This is a genomic window from Hyphomonas oceanitis, from assembly GCF_036964545.1.
In the GTDB taxonomy this organism is placed as follows: Bacteria; Pseudomonadota; Alphaproteobacteria; order Caulobacterales; family Hyphomonadaceae; genus Hyphomonas; species Hyphomonas oceanitis.
This window is the reverse complement of sequence record NZ_JBALTL010000002.1, coordinates 499,051-521,670: the sequence shown is the minus strand read 5'-3', so window position 1 is coordinate 521,670 and position 22,620 is coordinate 499,051. Positions and strand designations below refer to the sequence as shown.

At 59.9% G+C, this 22,620-nt stretch carries 23 protein-coding genes and 1 other RNA gene; 7 read left to right on the top strand and 17 right to left on the bottom strand.

Going from position 1 to position 22,620, the window contains the following annotated elements; all coding sequences use genetic code 11:
* Positions 1–209 precede the first annotated feature (209 nt).
* Positions 210–1,316, bottom strand: a complete 1,107-nt coding sequence (locus tag V7651_RS07470) for an NADH:flavin oxidoreductase (RefSeq protein WP_335612763.1) — start codon at positions 1,314–1,316, stop codon at positions 210–212.
* Positions 1,317–1,476: 160 nt separating this feature from the next.
* Here V7651_RS07470 and V7651_RS07465 point away from each other — a divergent pair, with 160 nt between their 5' ends.
* Positions 1,477–2,481, top strand: a complete 1,005-nt coding sequence (locus V7651_RS07465; protein ID WP_335612762.1) for a hypothetical protein — start codon at positions 1,477–1,479, stop codon at positions 2,479–2,481.
* 2 nt (positions 2,482–2,483) lie between these two features.
* On the opposite strand, the gene V7651_RS07460 is transcribed toward V7651_RS07465, so the two are convergent.
* The 7 genes from V7651_RS07460 to fumC form a co-directional block, all read right to left on the bottom strand.
* Positions 2,484–2,606, bottom strand: a complete 123-nt coding sequence (locus tag V7651_RS07460; protein WP_335612761.1) for a hypothetical protein — start codon at positions 2,604–2,606, stop codon at positions 2,484–2,486.
* Positions 2,607–2,679: 73 nt separating this feature from the next.
* Positions 2,680–2,874, bottom strand: coding sequence for a DUF4169 family protein (locus V7651_RS07455; RefSeq protein WP_035540987.1), 195 nt, complete (start codon positions 2,872–2,874; stop codon positions 2,680–2,682).
* Positions 2,875–2,887: 13 nt separating this feature from the next.
* On the bottom strand, positions 2,888–3,478 hold the full coding sequence (locus V7651_RS07450) for a GNAT family N-acetyltransferase (protein WP_335612760.1): 591 nt from the start codon (positions 3,476–3,478) through the stop codon (positions 2,888–2,890).
* Between the two features lie 3 nt (positions 3,479–3,481).
* Positions 3,482–3,778 carry a hypothetical protein gene (locus V7651_RS07445; RefSeq protein WP_034739757.1) on the bottom strand — a complete coding sequence of 99 codons (297 nt, stop codon included), beginning with the start codon at positions 3,776–3,778 and terminating at the stop codon, positions 3,482–3,484.
* Between the two features lie 124 nt (positions 3,779–3,902).
* Entirely contained in the window at positions 3,903–4,706 is an 804-nt protein-coding gene (locus tag V7651_RS07440; RefSeq protein WP_418887228.1) for an SDR family oxidoreductase, read from the bottom strand.
* Positions 4,707–4,829: 123 nt separating this feature from the next.
* The gene (locus V7651_RS07435; protein WP_035540979.1) at positions 4,830–5,582 is read right to left on the bottom strand and encodes an AAA family ATPase; all 753 of its coding nucleotides are present in this window, start codon (positions 5,580–5,582) and stop codon (positions 4,830–4,832) included.
* 84 nt (positions 5,583–5,666) lie between these two features.
* Positions 5,667–7,061: a class II fumarate hydratase gene (gene fumC / locus V7651_RS07430; protein WP_335612758.1), complete on the bottom strand. Its 1,395-nt coding sequence runs from the start codon at positions 7,059–7,061 to the stop codon at positions 5,667–5,669.
* Between the two features lie 134 nt (positions 7,062–7,195).
* Here fumC and V7651_RS07425 point away from each other — a divergent pair, with 134 nt between their 5' ends.
* Both V7651_RS07425 and V7651_RS07420 read left to right on the top strand, forming a co-directional pair.
* Positions 7,196–7,504 (top strand): ribosomal protein L7/L12, encoded by a 309-nt coding sequence (locus V7651_RS07425; RefSeq protein ID WP_335612757.1) that lies wholly within the window; start codon positions 7,196–7,198, stop codon positions 7,502–7,504.
* A gap of 469 nt (positions 7,505–7,973) precedes the next feature.
* The gene (locus V7651_RS07420; protein ID WP_335612756.1) at positions 7,974–8,333 is read left to right on the top strand and encodes a RusA family crossover junction endodeoxyribonuclease; all 360 of its coding nucleotides are present in this window, start codon (positions 7,974–7,976) and stop codon (positions 8,331–8,333) included.
* A gap of 3 nt (positions 8,334–8,336) precedes the next feature.
* Here V7651_RS07420 and V7651_RS07415 read toward each other — a convergent pair whose 3' ends face one another.
* The 4 genes from V7651_RS07415 to V7651_RS07400 all read right to left on the bottom strand — a co-directional run bounded on the left by V7651_RS07415 (position 8,337) and on the right by V7651_RS07400 (position 11,015).
* Positions 8,337–9,566 (bottom strand): cytochrome P450, encoded by a 1,230-nt coding sequence (locus V7651_RS07415; protein ID WP_335612755.1) that lies wholly within the window; start codon positions 9,564–9,566, stop codon positions 8,337–8,339.
* Positions 9,567–9,627: 61 nt separating this feature from the next.
* Positions 9,628–10,083: a PaaI family thioesterase gene (locus V7651_RS07410; RefSeq protein ID WP_335612754.1), complete on the bottom strand. Its 456-nt coding sequence runs from the start codon at positions 10,081–10,083 to the stop codon at positions 9,628–9,630.
* Positions 10,083–10,538, bottom strand: coding sequence for a PaaI family thioesterase (locus V7651_RS07405; protein WP_335590807.1), 456 nt, complete (start codon positions 10,536–10,538; stop codon positions 10,083–10,085). The genes V7651_RS07410 and V7651_RS07405 overlap by 1 nt, the downstream gene beginning before the upstream one ends.
* 12 nt (positions 10,539–10,550) lie before the next feature.
* Positions 10,551–11,015 carry an SspB family protein gene (locus V7651_RS07400; protein ID WP_035540966.1) on the bottom strand — a complete coding sequence of 155 codons (465 nt, stop codon included), beginning with the start codon at positions 11,013–11,015 and terminating at the stop codon, positions 10,551–10,553.
* 261 nt (positions 11,016–11,276) lie between these two features.
* On the opposite strand from V7651_RS07400, the gene V7651_RS07395 reads away from it, so the two are divergent.
* Positions 11,277–12,515 (top strand): pyridoxal phosphate-dependent decarboxylase family protein, encoded by a 1,239-nt coding sequence (locus tag V7651_RS07395; protein WP_335612753.1) that lies wholly within the window; start codon positions 11,277–11,279, stop codon positions 12,513–12,515.
* A gap of 1 nt (position 12,516) precedes the next feature.
* Here the strand turns inward: V7651_RS07395 and V7651_RS07390 are convergent, their stop codons facing one another.
* Positions 12,517–13,230, bottom strand: coding sequence for a PepSY-associated TM helix domain-containing protein (locus tag V7651_RS07390; protein WP_335612752.1), 714 nt, complete (start codon positions 13,228–13,230; stop codon positions 12,517–12,519).
* A 282-nt stretch (positions 13,231–13,512) separates the two neighbouring features.
* Between V7651_RS07390 and V7651_RS07385 the strand changes: the two genes are divergently transcribed.
* Both V7651_RS07385 and V7651_RS07380 read left to right on the top strand, forming a co-directional pair.
* The gene (locus V7651_RS07385; protein ID WP_035540962.1) at positions 13,513–15,096 is read left to right on the top strand and encodes an amino acid permease; all 1,584 of its coding nucleotides are present in this window, start codon (positions 13,513–13,515) and stop codon (positions 15,094–15,096) included.
* Between the two features lie 105 nt (positions 15,097–15,201).
* The gene (locus V7651_RS07380) at positions 15,202–16,629 is read left to right on the top strand and encodes an amidohydrolase (RefSeq protein WP_335590811.1); all 1,428 of its coding nucleotides are present in this window, start codon (positions 15,202–15,204) and stop codon (positions 16,627–16,629) included.
* 9 nt (positions 16,630–16,638) lie between these two features.
* On the opposite strand, the gene ssrA is transcribed toward V7651_RS07380, so the two are convergent.
* Positions 16,639–16,996: a transfer-messenger RNA gene (gene ssrA / locus V7651_RS07375) on the bottom strand.
* A gap of 84 nt (positions 16,997–17,080) precedes the next feature.
* Between ssrA and V7651_RS07370 the strand changes: the two genes are divergently transcribed.
* Positions 17,081–18,040 carry a bifunctional helix-turn-helix transcriptional regulator/GNAT family N-acetyltransferase gene (locus tag V7651_RS07370; RefSeq protein ID WP_035540959.1) on the top strand — a complete coding sequence of 320 codons (960 nt, stop codon included), beginning with the start codon at positions 17,081–17,083 and terminating at the stop codon, positions 18,038–18,040.
* Here V7651_RS07370 and V7651_RS07365 read toward each other — a convergent pair.
* The 3 genes from V7651_RS07365 to V7651_RS07355 all read right to left on the bottom strand — a co-directional run bounded on the left by V7651_RS07365 (position 18,030) and on the right by V7651_RS07355 (position 22,615).
* Positions 18,030–19,538 carry a vWA domain-containing protein gene (locus V7651_RS07365; protein ID WP_335612751.1) on the bottom strand — a complete coding sequence of 503 codons (1,509 nt, stop codon included), beginning with the start codon at positions 19,536–19,538 and terminating at the stop codon, positions 18,030–18,032. The two genes, V7651_RS07370 and V7651_RS07365, sit on opposite strands and share 11 nt — an antisense overlap.
* Before the next feature lie 42 nt (positions 19,539–19,580).
* Entirely contained in the window at positions 19,581–21,146 is a 1,566-nt protein-coding gene (locus V7651_RS07360) for a pilus assembly protein (protein WP_335612750.1), read from the bottom strand.
* Positions 21,147–21,280: 134 nt separating this feature from the next.
* Positions 21,281–22,615: a pilus assembly protein gene (locus V7651_RS07355; protein WP_035540953.1), complete on the bottom strand. Its 1,335-nt coding sequence runs from the start codon at positions 22,613–22,615 to the stop codon at positions 21,281–21,283.
* Between the last annotated feature and the right edge of the window lie 5 nt (positions 22,616–22,620).

The window sequence follows — 22,620 nt, the reverse complement described above, 5'->3', positions numbered from 1 at the left end:
AGCAATAAGTTACACTCGTGCCGGGTGCATCATCCGCACATGTCCGGGAGGCAAACCGGAATGGCGGAGGAGTCTTCAGGCCGTTAAACAAAGCAATCTACGGGAAAGCCGCCGACCTTGATGGCCCCGCCATTCTGGTGGAGCAGGCACGCACTTTCATGGTACGGATAATCACATACTTTCCGTCTGCGCTCAATAATTTTCGCGCCTCAGTAGAGCGTGGCGAGCGATTTTGCATCATAGTTGGACAGCTCGTCGAGGCGGCCTTCACGGACCTTCTTCGCCCATTCCGGATCCTGCAGCAGGGCCCGACCGACAGCGACCATGTCAAACTCGCCGCGCTCAAGGCGCTCTTCCAGATCATCGAGCTTGCGGATAGTGGCGCCCTCGCCGCGGAAGGCCTTTTCAAAGTCGCCCGTCAGGCCGACAGAACCGACCGTGATGACCGGCAGGCCGGTCAGCTTCTTCGCCCAGCCGGCTGCGTTGAGTCCGTTCTCGCCGTCGACTTCAGGGAATTCAGGTTCCCAATAGCGGCGTTGCGAAGCGTGGAGCACGTCGACGCCTGCATCCACGAACACTTTCAGGAAGGCCTCGTATTCGGCCGGTGTTTGGGCGAGCCTTACCGTGTAATCCTGTTGTTTCCATTGCGAGAAACGCAGGATGATGGCCATGTCCGGGCCCACCTGCTTGCGGGTTTCCTTGATGATGTCAGCGGCAAAGGTCGCACGTTCCGGCAGCGAGCCGCCGAAGCGGTCGTCGCGCTTGTTCATCACGTCCCAGAAGAATTCGTCGATCAGGTAGCCATGGGCGCCGTGGATCTCGATGGCGTCAAAGCCGATGCGAGCTGCTTCGCCAGCGGCATTGGCGAATGCCATCACCATGTCATCAACTTCGGCGCTGGTGGGCTGTTCGAACACTTCCTTGCCGGAATGCGTGACGCCGGACGGGCTGTCGGTTGGCGCATCAGGCTCAGGGCCGGTGCCGGGCTTGCGCATCATGCCCTGGTGCCAGAGCTGCGGGGCGATAAGGCCCTTATTGGCGTGGACCTTCTCGACGACGCGTTTCCACCCGGCGAGCGAATCAGCGCGGTGGAAGTTCGGCACGTTCGGGTCATTGGAGGCCCCGCCCCGCTTCACTGTGGTGCCTTCGGTGACGATCAGGCCGACATCGGCTGCGGCGCGGCGCGCGTAATAGTCCGCCACATCCTCGCCCGGTGTGCCCCCTGGCGACTTGCTACGCGTCATGGGGGCCATGACGATGCGGTTTGGCAGGTTCAGCGACTTGATTTTGAGCGGTTTGAAAAGCGGACTGGTCATGTGGGGCAGGCTCCATTGAATTCTGAAGAAGACAAGTGGCGTCGCCCCCTACCCACGTCAACCATTGACGTTAGGAAGGCGCCGAGGCACCGGTTCATGGCGGGTTCAGCCGGTGTGCCCAATCTGCAAGCCGGTCATGATGAAAAGGGGGAATGTTTCCATGCGGTATAGCCTGTTGGCCTTGGCGGCGGTTTCTTTGGCGGCCTGCCAGACGCCCGGATATGACTACGAAGCCCGGATCGCACCGAATTATCCTCAGGCAGCTGAATTCCGTGATCCTGAAGTTGGGCGCTTTAGAGGTCCGGCGGGAGATGTCGCGGAGGCAGAATTCTCCGCAATGATCTCGCAAGTCAGTCTTGATGGCATGCAGTGGTTCAGGCGGTCAGGCCCTGAGCCGGACAGTCTCTATGAAGGCGGCGTGGCGATTGATGGCTGGGAGTCGGAAGTGCGCTATGAGCGCGAACGCCGCTGCGTGGAGCATGAGGGCCTGTTTAACTGCAAGCGCCAGGGCATTGTGGAATCAGAATGCACGAATGAAACGGTTACCGTCTCGGTTTCGGCGACGCTTGTGGATCTTGGGTCAAACCGACCTGTGTTCACATCCGCGCAACCGGGCTCTGCCGCGCGCGACACCTGTATCGACGTGGCGGAATATCAAGACGGCACGGTCGAGATCGGCACCTATCGCGACCCGTATCGCAGTACCTATAATCCCTATGATGCGCCCATCGGTCTCGTGCGGGACGCGGTGGTCGATGCTGTCGGGCGTTTTCGCTATGATATCGCGCCCTACAACAAGACGCTGCGAGCCGAGATCATGCAGAAGGGCCTGATCCCGGAAGAGCAGAATGATACGCGCTTCACGCTGGCAGTTGATGCCACGAAGAACGGCAATTTCCTCGGCGCCTGCGCGCAGTGGGATGAACTCGCCCGCGAATATCCGCGCGCGCCTGCTGTGCTTCACAATCAGGGCGCCTGCGCAGAGGCCCGCGGCGACATGGAAACGGCGCAGCTGCGCTATGCCCGCGCCGCCGAACTGGCAAGCCAGATTCCGCTGATGAAGGACAAGTCCGCCAAGCCCATTTTCGATGCGCTGGAGCGTGTTTCGGGGCGCCGCTATGACGAACAGCTGCTGGACGCCAGCACACCCAAAAGCGGCAGCTAGGCCTAGTGACCGAACATCGTGGCCAGTGTGACGCCGGTTTCGGCTGCTTCCGCAGCGATGCCCCAGGCAATCCCGCCTGAAAAGGCAACGGCGCTAAACACGCATTTCATGAGGATGCTTTTCATCTGACGGCCACTCCCGGTTTGGAACACTTCACAGAAGCAAAGTGCAAAGCCGGGGCCGTGCTGTAAGGCCTCGTTAACCCTGTTTTTCGGGATCGCCGTCGAGGCGGTGGCCCTCTGTCAGCCGGGTGAGTTTCTCGGCGCGGGCCTGTTCCAGCGACTTCTGGACCTTTGTGCGACCGAACTTGGCACGATTTTCAGCCGCTGCCTGTTCCTTGGCAGACCGGGCCTTGGCCTTGCGGGCTTTGTTGAGATTGATCGGGGTCGTCATGGCGCCAGACTACTCAGCCAAAGGCCGCCAGTCGAGCGTCGAGGCGCGTCTTCACGTCGGGCCACTCCGTGTCGATGATTGAGAAAAAGGCCGTATCGCGCACGAAACCATCCGGCAGTGTGCGGTGGTTGCGCAGGATGCCTTCGCGTTGTGCGCCCAGCTTCAGCACCGCCGCCTGCGAGCGCTTGTTCCGATCATCCACCTGAAACTGCACACGCACAGCCCCTTGCCCGAACGCATGGGCCAGAAGCAGGCGCTTGGCCGCCGGATTGATCGCCGTGCCCGCAGCATGTGGCGCATAGACCGTCATCCCGATCTCGACGCTGCGATTGACCGCATTGGCGTCGAGATAGCTGGTTACGCCAAGAAAATCGGCGCCATCCGGCGACAAAACGCTGAACGGGATCATCGTCCCCGCCGCCGTGCGCGCAGCGATCGTTTCCAGCCACAGGCCAATCCAGTCGCCCGGCCCACGGTGGGACCAGAGAACGAATTGCTCCGGCGCGCCTTCGGCCAATGCCCGCAAGGCCGCGCCATATAGCGCCGGATCGAAAGGCTCGAGGCGGACATGCGCGTCCGCCATCATCACCGGCGCCAGAAGCATGGCCTAGTCCTTGTGGGTCTCGCGCCACTGTTCCATGGCGAGAGAGATGGCAAAGGTCTCGCGGTATTTCGGGCTGGAGGCCGGGCGCGGCGCGCGGGCCGACGTCATCGCCATGATTTCGGCAAGCTTGTTGTGCGCCGCGCCGGACTGGCCTGCCCCGATATAGGCGTGCAGCTCGACCAGCGCCGAGGAGAGCGGGTCGTGCGCACGGATCACGAAATAGGGCTCGTCGTCGGCAAGCTTGCCGATCACGTCAAACTGGGAGGGATTGTCCTTGGAGCCGACGGGAGGTTTGGACATGGATATCTGCCTTTCTGGGCGGAAGTGATTCTTCTCGCGCCAATCTAAACCCGCACAGGAATCGCGCCACCCCCTGCCGGCAAGCCTCCACACATTCCTGCAGAAGGCTTGCCCAAGGTGGCCCTCAGCTCGACGAGACGATACCGCCGTCGCACGGAATGGTGTGGCCGGTAATGTAGGCGGAGGCCTTCGACGACAGGAAGATCGAGAGGCCGGCAACGTCGCTTGGCGCGCCAACGCGTCCTGACGGGTTGCGGCTGGAAACAGAATCCCAATCCACGCCCTCAGTCTCGCCTTTGAAGCCGACGCCAGTGGACAGCATGTAGGTCGGGAACGGGCCCGGCGCGATGCCGTTGACGAGGATATGCTCGCCCGCCAGATGCGCGCCCATGAAGCGCGTCAGGTGGATCACAGCAGCCTTTGACGTGCCATAGGCGAAGCCGCTCATCGGGCTCGTGTGCATGCCGTCGATTGAGGCGATATTGATGACGCGCGCAGGCTCCGCAGCACTGGCAGACTTGCGCAGCAGCGGCATCAGTTTCTGTGTGAGGAAGAAGACGCCCTTGACGTTGACGTCCATGACCTTGTCCCAGCCAGCTTCCGGGAAGTCTTCCAGTGTCGCGCCCCATGCCACACCGGCATTGTTGATCAGCACATCGATCTTGTCTTCGCGCTTGGCGATCTCGTCGGCGAGGTGATTGATGCCAAGCAGCGTGCCCACGTCTGACGGGATGGCATAGATCTCGCCGCCATACTCGGCTTTCAGCCGCTCGACCGTCTCTTCACAGGCCTGCGCCTTGCGCGACGAGATGATGACCTTGGCGCCCTGGCTGAGGAAGCCTGCCGCGATCATCTCGCCGATGCCGCGCGAACCGCCCGTGATGACGACCGTCTTGCCGGCCACCGAAAACAAATTGCTGAAATCCATGCTCATGTCTTCTCTCCTCCTTGAACGACTGCCGTTCTGACGGAGTGCCGAAGGGCGCGCAAGGGCTTAGCGCTTAGCGCTGGCGAAACAACGATAGCGGCCACGTCATGCCCCTGCCTGGGTTCAATCACCGGGATCTTCCATGATCTCGTAGAGATAGGCTTCCGGATACATCAGGAAGTCGCGCGTAAGACTCACATGGTCAAAGTCATCCCATTTTGTCTGCTGCGGTCCCTCTGCCGTCATATGATAGATAAAGGCGTCAGGATACGAGAGGATGATGGGCGAGTGCGTTGCGATGACGAACTGACTGCCATTCTGGACAAGTTCATGAAGCCGACGAAGGAATGCCAGTTGGCGCCTCGGCGACAGCGCGGCTTCTGGCTCGTCCAGCACGTAAAAGCCCTTGCCCTCGAACCGGTTCTGAAAGAGCGCCATCACGGTTTCCCCATGTGACTGTGTGTGCAGTTTCCGCTCGCCATACCGCGCCAGGGTCGATGTCGCGTCCAGATAAGTCGCCTGCCCATAAAGGCTTTCAGCCCTGAGAAAGTAGGAATCCTTTGGCCGCTTCGTGCCGCGCACCATCTTGAGCTGAGCATGCAGGCGCGAATGCGTGTCCTCGACCTTGAAACGGTGGTCCCGGCTGCCTCCTTCGGCATTCAGACCCATTGCAACCGCAATTGCTTCGATCAATGTCGACTTGCCGGAGCCGTTTTCTCCGACGAGGAAAGTCACCTTCTCGTGCAATTCCAGAGTTTGCCAACTCGCTACCGCAGGCAGGTTGAAGGGATAGGACTCGGGGTCCCACCCAGCGTCGCGCTTCTGGACAACGTCCATCACGAAGCCCGCGAAATCGATTGCCCGGCGCCCTGCCATGCGCACCACTCCCATCTGTTTGGAACCGGCACGAAACCAGAGATTGCAGGCAGGAGTCTACCGAATGTTTTCAGAAAGCCTTCTTCAGCCCGGTGAGATCATCTTGCTCGGGTCGACGATATTGTCGAAATCCTCGCCCGGGATGCCGTCCTTGATGGCTTCTTCGCGCAGGGTTGTGCCATTCTTGTGAGCCGTCTTGGCGATCTTCGCGGCGCGGTCGTAGCCGTATTTTTCCTTGAGGGGCGTCACCAGCATCAGCGAGTTCTTGAGGCCCGTCGCAATATTCTCAAGGCGCGGCTCGATGCCGACAACGCAATTGTCAGTGAAGCTGATGGCGGCGTCGGCCAGAAGGCGTGTCGACTGGAGGAAGTTGTAGGCCATCATCGGGTTGAACACGTTCAGTTCGAAATGGCCCTGCGACCCGGCAAAGCCGATGGCGGCATTATTGCCATGAATGTGCGCGCAGACCTGCGTCAGCGCCTCGCACTGGGTCGGGTTCACCTTGCCGGGCATGATGGAGCTGCCGGGCTCGTTTTCCGGCAGCGCCAGCTCGCCAAGCCCCGAACGTGGACCGGAACCGAGGAAGCGGATATCGTTGGCGATCTTGAAGCAGCTCATCGCCACCGTATTGATGGCGCCATGCGTGAACACCATCGCATCATGCGCGGCAAGGGCCTCGAACTTGTTCGGCGCTGACGTGAATTTGAGGCCCGTAATGCCTGCGATCTTCTCGGCCACTTTCTCGGCAAAACCGACCGGCGAGGCGAGGCCCGTGCCGACGGCCGTGCCGCCCTGCGCTAGCTGCATCAGCATGGGCAGCGTGGATTCGATACGCGCAATGCCATTCTCGACTTGCTGGGCATAGCCGGAGAATTCCTGGCCGAGCGTCACCGGCGTGGCGTCCTGCGTGTGCGTGCGGCCGATCTTGATGATGTCCGCCCAGGCCTTGGCCTTGGCGTCGAGCGCGGCGTGCAGGTGCTTAAGCGCTGGCACGAGGCGGTGCGTCACTTCCTCGGCGCAGGCAATGTGCATGGCGGTCGGGAACGTGTCGTTCGACGACTGGCTCATGTTCACATGGTCGTTCGGGTGGACCGGCTTTTTCGAGCCCATCTCGCCGCCAAGAATTTCGATGGCGCGGTTCGAGATCACCTCATTGGCGTTCATGTTCGACTGCGTGCCCGAGCCTGTCTGCCACACAACCAGCGGGAAATGGTCGTTCAGCTTGCCGTCGATGACTTCATCGGCGACCTGCACGATCACCTTGCCCAACTCCGGATCCATCTTGCCGAGATCCATGTTGGCTTGCGCGGCGGCCTTTTTCACAATGCCGAGCGCGCGGACGATGGGCTCTGGCTGCTTTTCCCAACCGATCTTGAAGTTTCCGAGGCTGCGTTCAGCTTGCGCGCCCCAGTAGCGGTCGGAAGCGACCTCAACAGGGCCCATTGTGTCGGTTTCGGTGCGGGTTGGGGTATTGGCCATGAAGAAGGGCTCCGTTGGAATGCGCTGGATATGTCTGGCGCGGGGTTTAGCATGCAGGCGGCATTGGGCAAGGTGGCCAAAAGGCATAGGCGCGCCTGAAATGACTGGAAAAGTCAGCCGGACTGCCTGACAATATGGCCATGATCGACAAGCTGTCAGACCCCGTAATCCTCTTCGCGCTCGTCCTGGCGTTCGTGCTGGGCTTCCTGGTTCGAGGAAATGGGCGCAGTTCGCTTTCGCCCGCTCCCATGAACCAGGAAGAGATCGACGCGGCCATGAAGCGCGTAACCGTTTCCCGATGGATGGATATCGATGCCGAAATCGCCGCAGGCCGCAAACTCGCTGCGATCAAGATGCTGCGGGAATCCACCGGGCTTGGCCTCAAGAATTCCAAGGAAGCCGTAGAGGCCCGCATGGCGTCGCGCGGGATGACACGGCATTGAACACCACTCAACGATTTGAAGCTCGACGCAACCCGGCATTGGCGTGGTTTTTACTCGTCCTTCATTTTATTGGAATGTGTGGATTGCTCCTGCTTTTGGTTAGCCACGCTGGTATTGCGCTTCCGTATGTACTCAGTCCCGCCGTGTCCGATGATAAGCGGATCTGGATTCTCCTTGCAGTGCTTATCTTTGTTTGGATTAGGTCGATTCCGTCCGTCGTTGCCGGCGTTACAACTCGAGGGCCGGTTCTCGTGATAACCGACTCTGGCGTCGAGCGACCGGGCTACTGGATGCTTGAGTGGTCAGACATAAAACAAATCCGCTTTTCGCCTGGCTCCCTGAAAATAATTCCGGCGCATAGGTCTCAAGAGCGCGTTGATCTTTTTTGTACACAATTCGGCTTTTCGGAGATTGCGAATGCTGCACAATTCCTGAAGTCTGTGGCCCCATCTCGCCTCTCGGAAATGATATGAACAAGGACTGGGTGCAATCAGGCAAAGTCCGTGCACGCATCACGGAGATGGGGGCGCTGGAAGTGCGCTGCCATGGCCTGACGACGCAGGCAAAATATTACAAGACCCTACTGAAGGAATTCTTCCGCAAGGACTTCCCGCCCCTGCGCCCCGGCTTTGGCGACTATAGCGTCCACATTGTGATGGAATATACCGGCGAGCCGCCCTGGATGGACCTCGACAATCTCGCCAAGGCCCTGCTCGACAGCCTCACCGGCAATGTGTTCGACGATGACCATCAGGTCGCCCGCCTGCTGGTCGAGCGGCGCGTGGGCGAGCGCGAAGGCATCTGGCTCAGCGCCGAGGCGATGGACTAGGGCCTAGACCTCCACATCGAGCCGCTCCAGCCCTCTGAAGAATGGCAGCGCCCGCCAGACCATATCCTGCTCCGGCAGGCGCATATCCGGATAGCGCTCGAACAGCTTCTGGTAGACGCGCCGCGCCTCCATACGCGCAAGCGGGGCGCCGATACAGATGTGCGGGCCGCCACCGAACGCGACATGGCTCGGGCGCTTCACCGTGATGTTGAACGCATCGGGCGCGTCGAACGTATCCGCATCGCGATTGGCCGAGGCAAGCGAACAGAACACGACCTGACGGTGCTTCATGGGGCACCCGGCGACAGACTTGTCTGCCTCCAGTATGCGCGACGTGGCCGACACCGGTGCCTCGAAGCGCAGCACTTCCTCGACGGCCTGCGCGCCCAGCCCCGGCTCGGTTTTCAAGGCGGCCATCTGATCCGGATGGGTCAGGAACAGCCAGACGCCATTGCCGATCAGGTCGGTGGTCGTGAGGTTACCGCCCACCAGCAGCGCGCCGAGATTGATAACCAGTTCATCATCGCTGAGCGGCGCGTCTCCGCTCGCCTGCAATTGCACCATGTCGGAGATGAGGTCGCCGCCGGGCGCAGCGCGCCGGGCTTCCATCAGCTCCCGGAAATATGTGTCGAGCGCGATGCTGCCCGTTTCCATGCGCGCCGTCTCTTCCGGCGTGCGCACGGGATTGAGGCCGAGGATCACGTCTTCCGACCATTGGCGGAATTCCGGCAGGCGCTCCTCGTCCACGCCCAGAATGCGCGCAATGACCAGAACGGGAATCGGTACGGCAATCTCAGCCATGAGATCAAAACGGCCACTGGCAGGCGCCGCCTCGATTGTCTCGTCCACAATGGCTTCGATCTCGGCCTTCATGTTGTTTATGCGCGTATAGAACGCCTTCGCGAGCGGCGGGCGAACCCGCGAGTGATCCGGTTCGTCGAGGAACAGGATGCTTGTGCGGCCCGGCTCGTTCTCGTCCTCAATCAGCTGGCGCGAGATCGAGCCCTCCTCCGATTGAAGCGGGTGGCGCACAAATGACCGGTCATTCACCGTGGCGCGCACATCGCCATAGCGGGTGAGAAACCAGGTCTTGGCCATCTCGTCGCGCATGACGGGGCAATTTTCGCGCAGCGCCTTCAGCTTGGGGTGCGGATCGTTGCGAGCATCCGGCATGAAAGCCGTCACCTCGATTACGGATTGCGGCACACCAATCGTGCCCTCATCATCGGCCATGTTTTCCTCCCGGTAGTCTTCTTTGTGGGGAGGATAGCACAAGGCGTGGCGCGTTGCCCGCTTATTCCTGTTTCTGAAGAAGGTCAGGCATCGCGCGCGGAATGCAGCTGGCAGTCGCCTGCGCCAGAAGATCGCCGCTTTCATTGCGCAGCCAGCCTTCAGTGAAGATGGCCGCACGGCCCCGGCGCACAACCTGACCACGGCCGATAAGACGCACGCCAACCGGAACAGGCCGGATGAAGCTGGTCGTCATCTGCAGCGTCGGCGACATGGCGGGACCGCCCTGCACGATTGAGCCAGCCACCGACATGACCTCATCCAGCATCGCCGTCACGAACCCACCCTGCACATTCCCGCCCGGATTGGTGGCCTGTGATGGCGCGAGGAAAGCCGCTTCGCACCACCCCGTCTCCGGATCAAAGCCGATCAGTTCAAAATTGACGAAGGCGGTCGCCGGCGGTCGTTTGTCGGGATTCCCGAGAATCTCCTGCCAATAGGACCGCGCATCAAAGCTCATCAGCCGAGGCGCTTGAACGGCATAGGAATGGCCGTCGCGGTCGCCTTGGCGACCAGCTCGCCGTCAGGACCGAAACACTCGGCCTCCATGAAGGCGGCAGACTTGCCGAGCTTCAGGATGCGCGCCTCGACACTGGCGGCACCGGGCATCAGGCGGCGCAGGAAACTTGTTTTCATTTCAAGGGTTGGCGCAGTCATCGTCACGTTGGACGCGATGATGACGCATGTGCTCATCGCCTCGTCCAGCATGGCCGAAATGAACCCGCCTTGCACCGCGCCGGTCGGGTTGGCGAACATTTGCGGCACGTCAAAATCCATGCGGATGCGCATCTTGTCCTGCTCGACTTCAACCAAAGTCATGCCAAGTGTGTCAGAACAGGGCGGCCGCTTCTTGGAGCCCTGGAAACGGGCAAGCATGTCAGCATCGCTGATGCGGGGCTTTTCAGTCTCTGCCAATGCGCCGACGACCTATTTGCGCCGGAAGGCGTCGAGATTGACGACCGTACCGGCTGCCGGTGCGGCCTCGGGCTCAGCGGCCTGGAAGGCAGCGGCGGGCGCGATGACTGAATCGTCCTTCGCAGCTGTCTCGAAGGTCAGGCCGAAATTGACCGACGGATCGACGAAGCGTGTGATCGCGGCATAGGGCACGAACAGGTGCTGCGGCACGCCGGAGAATTTCAGGATAATCTCGAAATGGCCTTCGTTGACTTCAAGGTCCCAGAACTGGTGCTGGACAACAATCGTCATGTCTTCCGGAAAGCGCTCCATCAGATAGTCAGCGACTTTGACGCCGGGCGCCTTGGTGCGGAACGTGATGTAGAAATGATGTTCGCCCGGCAGGCCTCCATTGGCCAGCGCGCGCTTCAGCGCCTCGCGTACGACGCCGCGCATGGCAGCCTGGGTGAGCGCATCATATCCGATATAGTCCGTCATGTTCGCTGATCGACCCTCGATTCTGGTGTTGGTTATTTTCCTGTACACTATGCCCGGCACCCTCAACCGGCAACGGGCTTCGCACGGCAGGCGAGGATTATTTTTCACCTCGCCTCGTCGCCTCATGGGGGATGTGAATATCTTCGCAGCTGCAGTCATACAAGCAGGTCTGGTGGCGTTCCGCGTTCGCTGGCCATGCGGCCCAAGGGCGTATAAGCTGACTGCAAAAATAACAGCGAGATGCCGGAGGAAGCCCACGCCATGAAGATGCCACAGCACGGACGCGACTGGAGCGAGGTGAAAGCCGACATGGTGGCGCGTGGCGGCGGCGACGCAGCCTGGCGCGACGGGCGCACCGCCGTCTATGTCTTCAATGCCGGCGAGGACGTGTCCAGCGTGCAACATGAAGCCTACGGGATGTATATGGCCGAGAATGGCCTTGGTCCCCTCGCCTTCCCCAGCCTTGCACAGATGGAGAAGGAGGTCATCGCGATGGGCCTTGAGCTGCTGCATGGCCCGGAAGGCGCGACCGGCGCGATGACGTCCGGCGGTACCGACTCGATCACGATGGCGATCAAGACCGCGCGCGACTATGCCCGCGCCAATGGCCGCCCGCGCGAAGGCGCAAATATCGTGCTCGCCCAGTCAGCCCATCTTGCCTTCGACAAGGCCGCGCACCTGATGGATATCGAGATCCGCCGCGTGCCGCTAAAGACTGACGGCTCCTATGAAGCAGACCCTGTCGCCATGGGCGAAGCGGTCGATGACGCGACGATCATGATGGTCGGTTCGGCGCCAAGCTTCCCGCACGGGATCATTGATCCGATTGCCGCGCTCGGCGACGTGGCTGCGAAGAAGAATGTCTGGCTGCATGTCGATGCCTGCGTCGGTGGTTATTTCGCACCCTTCGCGCGCATGAACGGCGTGCCTGTGCCACCTTTTGATTTCGAGGTTCCGCAAGTCCATTCGATGAGCGCCGACCTGCACAAATATGGCTATTGCGCCAAGGGCGCCTCGACTGTCCTCTTCCGCTCAGAAGCCCTCTATGAATACATGCCGTTCGACATGGCGGGCTGGTCTGGCGCGCCAATGAAGACGCCGACGCTGGCAGGCACACGCCCCGGCGGCGCGATCTCGGCGGCATGGGCTGTGATGAACACACTTGGCGTCGAGGGCTATCGCGAGAAGCAGGGCCTCGTCTGCAAAACACGCGAGCGCATTGAAGAAGGCGTCAAACAACTCGGCTTCGAAATCCTCGGCAATCCGATGCTTGGCTTGGTCGCCTTTCGCCATCCGGAGCATCACGCCTTCGCCATCTATGGCGAGATATACCGGCGCGGCTGGTTTACCTCCATCACCAAGGAGCCACCGAGCCTGCACCTGATGCTGTCGCCGAAGCATGCCGAGGTGGTGGACGCCTATCTGGCTGACCTGAAAGCCAGCGTTGAAGCCGTCGCCGCCGGCAAGGCCGGAGCGAAGGTCGAGGCGCGTTACAGTTGAGCTAGATAAAATTCGGCAGCGAGGCGAACAGGCCCAGCATCAGGCATCCGGACGCGATCCCGATGGCCGCAAGACGCGGCCCATGCAGCTGGCTCCAGAGCAATGCGCCCGTCAGGCTCATCGTGATAAGTGCGCCTGCGGTCAGGTCGATGAACAGGATCCAGAGAATGCCGAGGCCACTGCCCTTGTGCAGGTTCTTGATAAGCCCGAAAACATTCTCCGCCGTTCGGGTGGCCGTCACCGTGGTTGATCCCTTGGCATATTCCACGAGCAGTGAACCGTTCGGTCCTTTGAACGATTGCTTCCAGACCTCGATGGGCGTGACTTCGGTGTTCATGAACACGGCGCTTTCTCCCTTGCCCTGCCGGGCCGGTTCAGCCTTCGAGGCACGCGGCACTATGCTTGTGCCGAACGTGTCCTGAGCCCACGTCCCGAGATCTTCCTGCGATCCGATTGCGGCAGGATCGACTTCCAGAACCACCGATGACACCTCCTTCGGTGCGCCCGTGTCTATCTTCGCCGTCGACCTGTGGTTCAGCAGGAAACCGCTCATGCCCATCATCAGGAAGATCAGCGCGCCCCAGAGGCCCGTCCACGCATGCACGCGCTTCAACCAGCGCAGGGCTTTCGTACCGCTCATGAATTTCGGCAGGAAAGGCAGGAAAGCCTCGCGTTTTCTGGCGGGTTTGGCTGATGCAGTCGGCGTGTTGGTCACTGGGCATACCTTGTCTTTTAATAATGGCGGTGGCCATGCGGGCTGCACTGCATGAGAAGCCGGGCGGGGCCAATAGGTCTTGTCCCGTATTAACAGTGATAAGACGCACAAAGCCCGCCGATCCGTCGCCAATGCAATGAAGTCGCGCACTTTTTCGGGCAGATGCGATGAAACATTGCAGCACTCCCCCCGCCCAACGAGACCCGCCGAAATCCACCTTGCGCGGGGGAAATTTGCCTCTATCCTTGCGCAATAGGCATCTCGCCTGAAAGATTTTCCCCCATGATTTTCGACCGGATCAAATCGCTGGATGCCATTTTGGCAACGGCCGAAAGCAAGTCACTTCACCGCTCCCTTGGCGCCTTCCAGCTGACCATGCTGGGCATCGGCGCCATTATCGGCACGGGTATTTTCGTGCTGACCGCCGCCGCCGCACAAAAGGCCGGCCCGGGCATGATGTTCTCATTCGTCATCGCTGGCTTTGTCTGCGCCGTGGCCGCGCTCTGCTATTCCGAGCTGGCCTCGATGGTGCCGGTGTCGGGCTCCGCCTACACCTACACCTATGCCGTCATGGGCGAGCTTCTGGCCTGGATGGTCGGCTGGGCGCTGATCCTCGAATATGCCGTGGCCGCCTCGGCCGTGTGCGTTGGCTGGTCTGGCTATGTCATGGGCCTCATCCAGCATACGACAGGGCTAGGGTTACCCGAGTTTTTAAGTAGCGGCCCGGCATGGGGCTTTAGCGGCTTCATTCCGACTGTCGATTTCAGCCATGGCATCGTCAACCTGCCAGCTATTCTGGTCGCTGGCGCGGTCACATGGCTCCTCGTGCTTGGCACCAGCGAGAGCGCCTCGGTCAACGCCGTACTTGTTGCGATCAAGATCGTGGCGCTGACGGCTTTCATCGTTCTCAGCATGCCGCTGCTCAAGGGCGAGAATTTCTCGCCGCTTCTCCCGACAGGGATATTGGGTCATGACGGATTGGGGGTGGTCGGCGCAGCTGCGTCCATCTTCTTCGCCTATGTCGGCTTTGACGCCGTCTCCACGGCAGCAGAAGAGACCAAGAACCCGCAGCGCAACGTGCCCATCGGCCTGATCGGGTCCCTCGCCATCTGTACGATTTTCTATCTTCTGGTCGCGGCCGGTGTCGTCGGCACAGTGGGCGCCCAGCCGGTTCGCGATGCGGCCGGTATGGTGCTTGGCCCGGACGGCATTGGCTTCGCCAATCGCTGCGCAGAACTGGCCCGCGAAGGCACAGCCCCTATCGTCTGCTCCAAGGAAGCCCTGGCTGAAACGCTCCGCCGGATCAATTTCCCGCTGATCGGCAACCTGGTTGGCCTTGCCGCCTCGATCGCCCTGCCCTCGGTCATCCTGATGATGATCTACGGCCAGACACGTATCTTCTTCGTCATGGCGCGCGACGGCCTGCTGCCGGAAAGCCTGTCGGACGTGCACCCCAAATATCGCACCCCTTGGAAGATGACCATTTTCACCGGCATCGTTGTCGCGATCGCAGCCGCCTTCTTCCCGGTCGGGCAGCTGGCCGATATCTCCAACTCCGGTACGCTGTTCGCCTTCTTCATGGTGGCGCTAGCGGTCATGATTCTGCGCCGCACCGATCCCAAGCGTCACCGGCCTTTCCGCACGCCGCTGATTTGGGTCATCGCTCCAATCGCTGCGCTCGGCTGTCTCGGCCTCTACCTGAACCTGCCCTTCGTTGCACAAATGGTGTTGCCGATCTGGGGGGCGATTGGCCTCCTGATCTACTTCTTCTATAGCCGCAGCCACAGCCATCTGGGACGGGGAATTCTGGAAGTTCCGGAACTCAGCAAGGACGTACCGCAACAACCTGTCCCGCCTATCGATTAGACAACCGGCAAAGGCGCACGGACAAACTTCCTGCACACCTTGTTTTCATCGGCCCCATGCGACAGTCTGGGGCCGACAGAAACCTGAACCTGCCGGAGTTCCCGTATGCGCCTTCTCGCCCCAAGTCTTGCTGCCCTCGCGCTGACCGCCTGTGCCCACGCGCAGAGCAAAGGCGACCAGGCCGTTATCGACAGCGTCGATGCGCGCTACGAACAAACGGCCGCCATCGCCAAGCAGATATGGGATTGGGCCGAGGTCGGGTATCAGGAAGACAAGTCTTCAGGCCTGCTGCAATCGACCCTGAAGGATGCAGGCTTCACGGTTGAGGCCGGGGTCGCAGGTATCCCGACCGCTTTCGTTGCCAGTTATGGCTCTGGCGGGCCGATCATTGCCGTCCTCGCCGAGTTCGACGCCCTGCCCGGCATCAACCAGGATGCCAGCCCCGACCGCTCACCCATAGAAGGCAAGGCAGCGGGTCATGCCTGCGGCCACAACCTCTTCGGGGCCGGTTCGGTCGGCGCCGCACTGGCAATCCGCGACTGGCTGGAAGAGACTGGCACGCCGGGCACGATCCGCCTCTATGGCACGCCCGCCGAAGAAGGTGGCAGCGGCAAGGTCTATATGGTCCGCGAAGGCCTGTTCGATGATGTCGATATTGCCCTGCACTGGCATGCCGATGATGAGAACTCGGCCGCCGCGCGCACGACACTCGCCAACCGCTCCGCCAAGTTCCGTTTCCATGGCGTCTCTGCGCATGCGGCTGGCGCACCGGAACGTGGCCGCTCGGCGCTCGATGGCGTCGAATCGTTCAACTACATGGTCAACATGATGCGCGAGCACGTGCCCCAGGACGCGCGGATTCACTACGTCATCACCAAGGGCGGCATCGCCCCGAACGTCGTGCCGGACTTTGCCGAAGTGTTTTACTACGCCCGCTATCCGAACGCAGAAGGCGTCGAGGAAATCTGGACGCGCATGGAAGATGCCGCACGTGGGGCAGCGCTGGGCACTGGCACCAAAGTCGACTGGGAGATCATTCACGGCAACAATCCGCTCCTCATCAATGAGACATTGGCCAAGATGATGGACGAAAAGCTGCGTGAAGTCGGCGGCATAACTTACACGCCCGCAGAGCAGGAATTTGCCGAAGAGATTTACAAAAGCTTCGACAAGCCCGGTCTGGCGCTCGGCAGTCAAAGCGAAGTTCAGCCGTATTCCGTCAAGCTGGGCTATGGCTCCACAGATGTCGGTGATGTGTCCTACGCCGTGCCGACAGTCGGCATGCGCGCCGCAACCTGGGTGCCCGGAACCGCTGCCCACAGCTGGCAAGCCGTTGCCGCAAGCGGCACATCAATCGGCTATAAGGGTGCGCAGGTCGCCGCCAAGACGCTGACGCTCGCCGCAATCGAACTCTACAAGGATCCAAAACTGCGCAAGGCTGCGCGCGACGAGTTTGATGCCGCCCGCGGCGAAAACTACGAATACAAGTCGCTGCTTGGCGACCGCAAGCCGCCGCTGGATTACCGGGAATAGGGAGAGAAAAGTGGAGGCTTCTGTTGCCAGGCGCCTCCGGGCCCCGCCTAAGGAGCTGAATCCTTAGGAGTTAATTCGGTTAACTACGTACAGCTACGCTGCGAGCAGTTGACCTTCAGCATGGTTGTCATTTGCAACTATGTTGATGTGAGCTTCTGAGGGGGCTCAATCCGGCGAAGGCCTCGTCTTTACACGTCCGTCGATCCTATTTCGACCCCGTCAGAAACAGGCGAAGTATGCCTGAGCCTGCTTGTGGTGGAGTCGCCGGGTACCGCCCCCGGGTCCGAACCGCTTATTACACGCGCGTTTATCGCCATAGTCCGAAGACAGTATCTATATAGGGGACCTCTCCCTGATATGAAAGACCTTTGCGCGGCATAGCGAGTTTTGCCCACAACCATATTGACAGGCGAACCCATATACATAACATGTTATGTATAGTGCGGAGACCATGATGCCAGACATATTGCAGGACCTCGGCTATCTTGCCTTGGGCAGCAGACTGAAGCGGCTCGCCGAACGCCTGCAGGCCGACGCGACCCAGATCTTCGAGCAGAACTGCTTCATCACGCAGCCGAGCCATTTTCCCCTGCTGGCCGCGCTCGACCGCTACGGGCCGTTAACCGTCAGCGAGGCCGTCAGCGCTCTCGGCGTGAGCCAGCCGGCGGTAACCCGAAGCCTTGTGGGCCTCGTCGATATGGGTCTCGCCGAAACGACTGTGTCTGAAACGGACCGGCGCCAGAAAACGATAAGCCTGACCGAAGCCGGCACATCAGCCGTGGCCCGCATGAAACGCGATGTCTGGCCCCATGTCGCGCGTGCCGCCGAAGAAATGGCCGCCGGTCCTGACGGCAGCCTGCTCGACCAGATCGCCCGGATCGAAGCGGCCCTCGACGCCAAATCGATGCCGGATCGCGCACGCGACGGTCACGCCATTATTGAATATTCAGACGATCTGGCCGGCGCCTTCTACGACATCAATGCCGAGTGGATTTCGGACATGTTCACGCTCGAGCCGAATGACATCGCCATCCTGTCCAACCCGAAGGAGCTGATCATCGACAAGGGCGGGCAGATCCTCTTCGTCTCAACGGGCGGCCTCGGCATCGTGGGCACGTGCGCGCTGATGCCGGTCAAGGATGGCCATTTCGAGCTGACGAAAATGGGCGTGCTCAAATCAGCGCGCGGGCGCAAGTCCGGCGAGTTCCTGCTGGCAAAGGCCCTGGAACGGGCGCGCGCCATGGAAATGAACAGCCTCTACCTGCTTACCAACCGCAAATGCGCGGCGGCCATCCACCTCTACGAAAAGCTCGGCTTCGAGCATGATGCGACAATGCTCGACACCTATGGTCAGCGCTATGACAGGTGCGACGTGGCCATGTCCTATCCGCTCGAGACACTTACTGCTTGATCCGCAATTCCGAGATGGATTGCGCGATCGCGCGATAGGCTGCGGCCAGTTCATCGCCATTCGACGCGTTGAAGGCATAGGCCGGTGTCGTTGCGCAATATTCGAGAATGGTGCGCCCATCTCCGGTCTTCTGCACACTGCTCGGCACTTGGAATCCCACCGTATAGACCGTAATCTTTGCCGGCTCCGCCTTCATCGTGTCGCACAGGTCCTGCGCCTGCCGGAACGAGCTTTTAGTGGCCGTCGGGTGGTAGGAGTTGAAATCCCCGTCCGTCATCAGTATCACGGCCTTCATATTGTGCTTGGCATCATAGTCGAGCGGCTTGGATGCCTCCGGCCAGATTGAATCCCAGCTCGGCGAGATCAGGTACCAGCCCCAGGCAAGGCCGATATGACCCGCCGTGCCCCCATTGGCCGTCAGTGATTGCACGTGTGCCTTCAGAGCATCCTTGTCTTCAGTCAGCGGGACAGGACCAGATGCCCGGCAAGCCGCGAAGGACATGTCATACGCACCGCGCGATGAACTCCCGAACTGAGATTCGATCCGGTATTGCCCGTCACGCTTGCTGGAATTGCTGGCCCACCAGTTCCAGCGCGGGTTGCCCGCGCCCATCCATTTTCCCGAACCTGGCGCCGCTTCCGTCGCAGCGTCGCCGCCCGTGCGTTCATATACGCAAGTGTCCCCCATAGAGGCGTCCTCGAACGCCCGGCGTGCCGCGTCCCAGTTGCCATTGCAGTTTCCATCAGGGCACTGCTCGCGCTCATAATAGAAGAACCGCTTGCCGGTCGCGCTATCAATCATGCGGGCACTGTTATAACTGTCATAACTCGTGCGGGCCGCGGAGTTGCTGGCATCCGCCGAGAGCGTCTGCTCACGCGTAACCGCGTTAAAATACTCACCCGCATTGACCGCATTGTTATACGTCGCGATGGCCAGCCGCACGTTCCCGTCCCGCGGCTTGTCATCCGGAAGCAGTTCATCGAATGCGACTTCAGCGGCAGACTTCAGCAGGCTTAAGCGGTTATAGCTGTTCATTGAACCCGACACGTCGAACACGAAAGCGACATCGGCGTTCCCGATGGCATAGGTCGATGTAGACGAGACCGGGAAACTCAGCTTTTCGAACCCCATGAGGTTCGAAATGAAGGTCGGCTGGTCACACCGGATGCTACCCTCGATGTCCTTGTTGTCCGGATTGAAGTTGACAGTGATGGGTGTGCAGGAAATTCCACCACTCTGCTGGTCGATCAATGCGTTTGCATAGGCGCGCACATCGGCAGAAACTTCTGCTTCGCTTTTCCCGGCCTGGCGCGACAGCGCGCCTGCGAGTACGGCAGAATCCATCGCGTGCTGGACCTTGTTTTTCTGCCGGACCGTATACTGAAAATCCACTGCAATGCCGCCAAAGGCAAGCACGGCAGGAATGAAAAGAGCCGCCATGATGGCAACATTGCCTTGGCGCGAGATGCCCCATTGGCCGATCAACCTGCCTGTCATCTTTCCCGCTCCTTTGTGTTCACCCGGCGCGGTCCGGCCGTCCTAGCGTGTGATACGCAAGTCCGAAATCGATTGGGCGATGGCCCTGTAGGCGTCCGTCAGCTCTTCACCATTGTTTGGCGTGAAAGAATGCCCTGCATCGGTCGCGCAATAGTCGAGAATGGTCTCACCGCTGGGCGTCTTGGCCGCGCTGCTCGGCACCTGAAACCCGACAGAGTATATCTGAACATTGTAGGGCTCTTCCTTCATGGCGTCGCAGAACTCCATGGCCAGCTGGATTGAGTTCTGGCCGATGGATGGGTGTGTCTGGTTGAACTCACCATCAGTCATCAGGATGATGGCCTTCGCCGTGTCAGGCTCGTCCCATGGCCACGGGTGCGATGCCGAAGGCCAGATCGAATTCCAGCTTGGCGAAATCAGGTACCAGCCCCAGGCAATCCCAAGGTGACCGGCCGTACCGCCACCTGCATGCAGCGCATCCACATAATCGTCGAGTTTCGACTTGTCTTCTGTGAGCGGCAATGGCGAGGAATTCTCGCACTGCGACGGGGCGGGATTGAAGGCGCCACTGGAAGAATTCGCGCCGCCATATTCGACTTCACTTGAGCCGCTTCCCTTGGAGCTGTTGTACGTATTCCAGTTCCACAGCGGGTTGCCTGCAATCATGGAATCGTCAGCGCCGGTTCCGCCCGCGGCATCGGTAAAGGCATTTACGCCCACGCGCTCAGAGACACAGGTATTGTCACCTATATCGGTCTCGAACCAACGACGCTTGGGCGTTATGGTCCAGCTGCTGTTATAGCCGCAATAACCGCTGCAAGTGGCCCGCTCGTAATAGAAGAAGCGCTTGCCCGTACTCTGGTCAATCAGCACACGGTTGTTATAAGCGTCATAGCGGGACTTTGCTGAACTTGAACCCGATGATGCATCCGTTCCCAGCGTTATCTTGCGCGTGACATTATCAAAATACTCGCCGGCATTCACATTGGAGTTGTAGGTCGTCAGCGCGATGCGGACGGTGCCATCCAGTTCGCGATCATCGGGCAGAAGCTCATCAAATGCGGTCTTCGCAGACGTCTTCAGGTTCTCGAGCCGGTTATTCGAGTTCATTGAGCCGGACACATCAAAGATGAAAGCGACATCGACATTGCCGACGCCGTATGTGGTACCGGAGGTGACGCGAAAATCGATCTTGTCGCGATGCATCAGCTGGGACAGGGTCGTCGCCTGAGAGCAGTTGATCCCGGCCTCGATATCCTGTGTCCCCTCCAGGAAGACGAGTGTGGGAGCACTGCAGGTCAGGCCATTGTCCTGCACTTTCACCAGCGCAGAGACATAATCCCTGACCATGACACGAATCTGGTCTTCCGTCTGGCCGGCCTGCATGGCCTTGGAGCCAGCAATCACTGCGCTATCGATAATCGCCTGGATCTTGTTCTTCTGCGTGATAGCCATCTGGAAATCGATCGCGATGCCAGCGACGCACAGGATGGGTATGATCGTCAGGGCCGCAATAGCCGCCACGTTCCCGCGCGAATCGCGCACAAAGCTCCGCTTGGACTGGTGTTCCGAATTGACCAACATGACAGGTGCCTCATCCACAGCCATTCTGACTGCGCCCACATGTCACTATGACGGATATAGATTTTCGGCGTGTTAGGCACAATGGCCGTTTTCGAGAGGTCAGCGCAACGTGGAGTTAACCACTTTCCGCGACCTCCCGATCATGGACAAACAGGCGGCTAGTAGGTGATGCGCAGGTCGGAAATCGACTGGGCGATCATCTTGTAGGCGTCCTGCAATTCCTGGCCATTGTCAGGCGTAAACGCGAAATCTGACGAACTGGCACAATAGCTGAGAATATCCCTACCCTGCTTGGGTGCCTGGAAGGCCACCGTGTAGATCACGACACCTGCCGCCTTGGCGCCATCGCACATCTTTTGGGCCTGCTGAAAGGAGTTCCCCAGACCGGATAAGTATACTTCATTGAATTCACCGTCGGTCATCATGATCATGGCCTTGGCCGCATCGGGCTCGTCATAGGGGAGCGGCTTTGAGGCCGCTGGCCACACAGAGTTCCAGTTTGGCGCGAGCAGGTACCAGCCCCACGCCACGCCCGTATGCCCCGCCGTGGTCCCGTAATCGTCGAGATTGTTGATATAATTATAGAGAGCGGACCTGTTGTGCGTCAGTGGCTGAGGACCAATGTCGTTACAGTTTACTGACCACTTTCCGCTGCTGGTATTGTATGTCGGATCATCCGCCTCAAGCCATCCGCCGGGACCAGGATCCGCATCCGTAAAGGCTTGCGACCCGCCGCGTTCGTGGACGCACGTACTCGTCATGTTAGTCGTGACGGTATTGGTTTTCGTGCAGCTCCCGTTTTTATTTTTCTTGGTACAGTACGTGTAGGAAAAGTCGCGTTTTGGATTCAGGTTCGTCACAGACTTGAAATATGCGCCGGCATTTACCTGGGTATCGTAAGTCACCATCGCGATGCGCACATCATCAGGGTTGGCGAGATTTGAATCTGCGGGCATCAGCGTATCCACGGCATCGCGCGCCGCGATCTTCAGGCTTGCCATCTTGCCGCTATTGCCCATCGATCCGGACACGTCGAAGACGAACGAGACTTCCAGCTTGCCGATGCCATAGGTCGACCCCGACCGGACCCGGAAGTCCATCTTGGTCTGGCCAAACAGGTTCGACAGCGTTGTCGGCTGCGAACACATGATCGTCGCATTGATATCCTGCTTGCCGTCGACATATTCCAGGGCAACGCCCGTGCAGGAGACATTACCCTTCTGCTGTTTCAGCAGGGCTGCAACATACTGGTTCACATCCTTGGTCACATCGGCGCGAGACTTGCCGGCCTGCATCGACCGGGCCCCGTATATCACGGCATTGTCGATCATCGACTGAATCTTGTTCTTCTGAGTCATCGTCATCTGCGTGTCGATGGCAACGCCGACGATGGAAAGGATGGGGATGACGGACAGGGCAAAAATGATCGCGATGTTGCCGCCGGTATCGGCGCGCCAACGATCAACAACAGAAAACAGTTCAGCGCGCTTCAACTTTG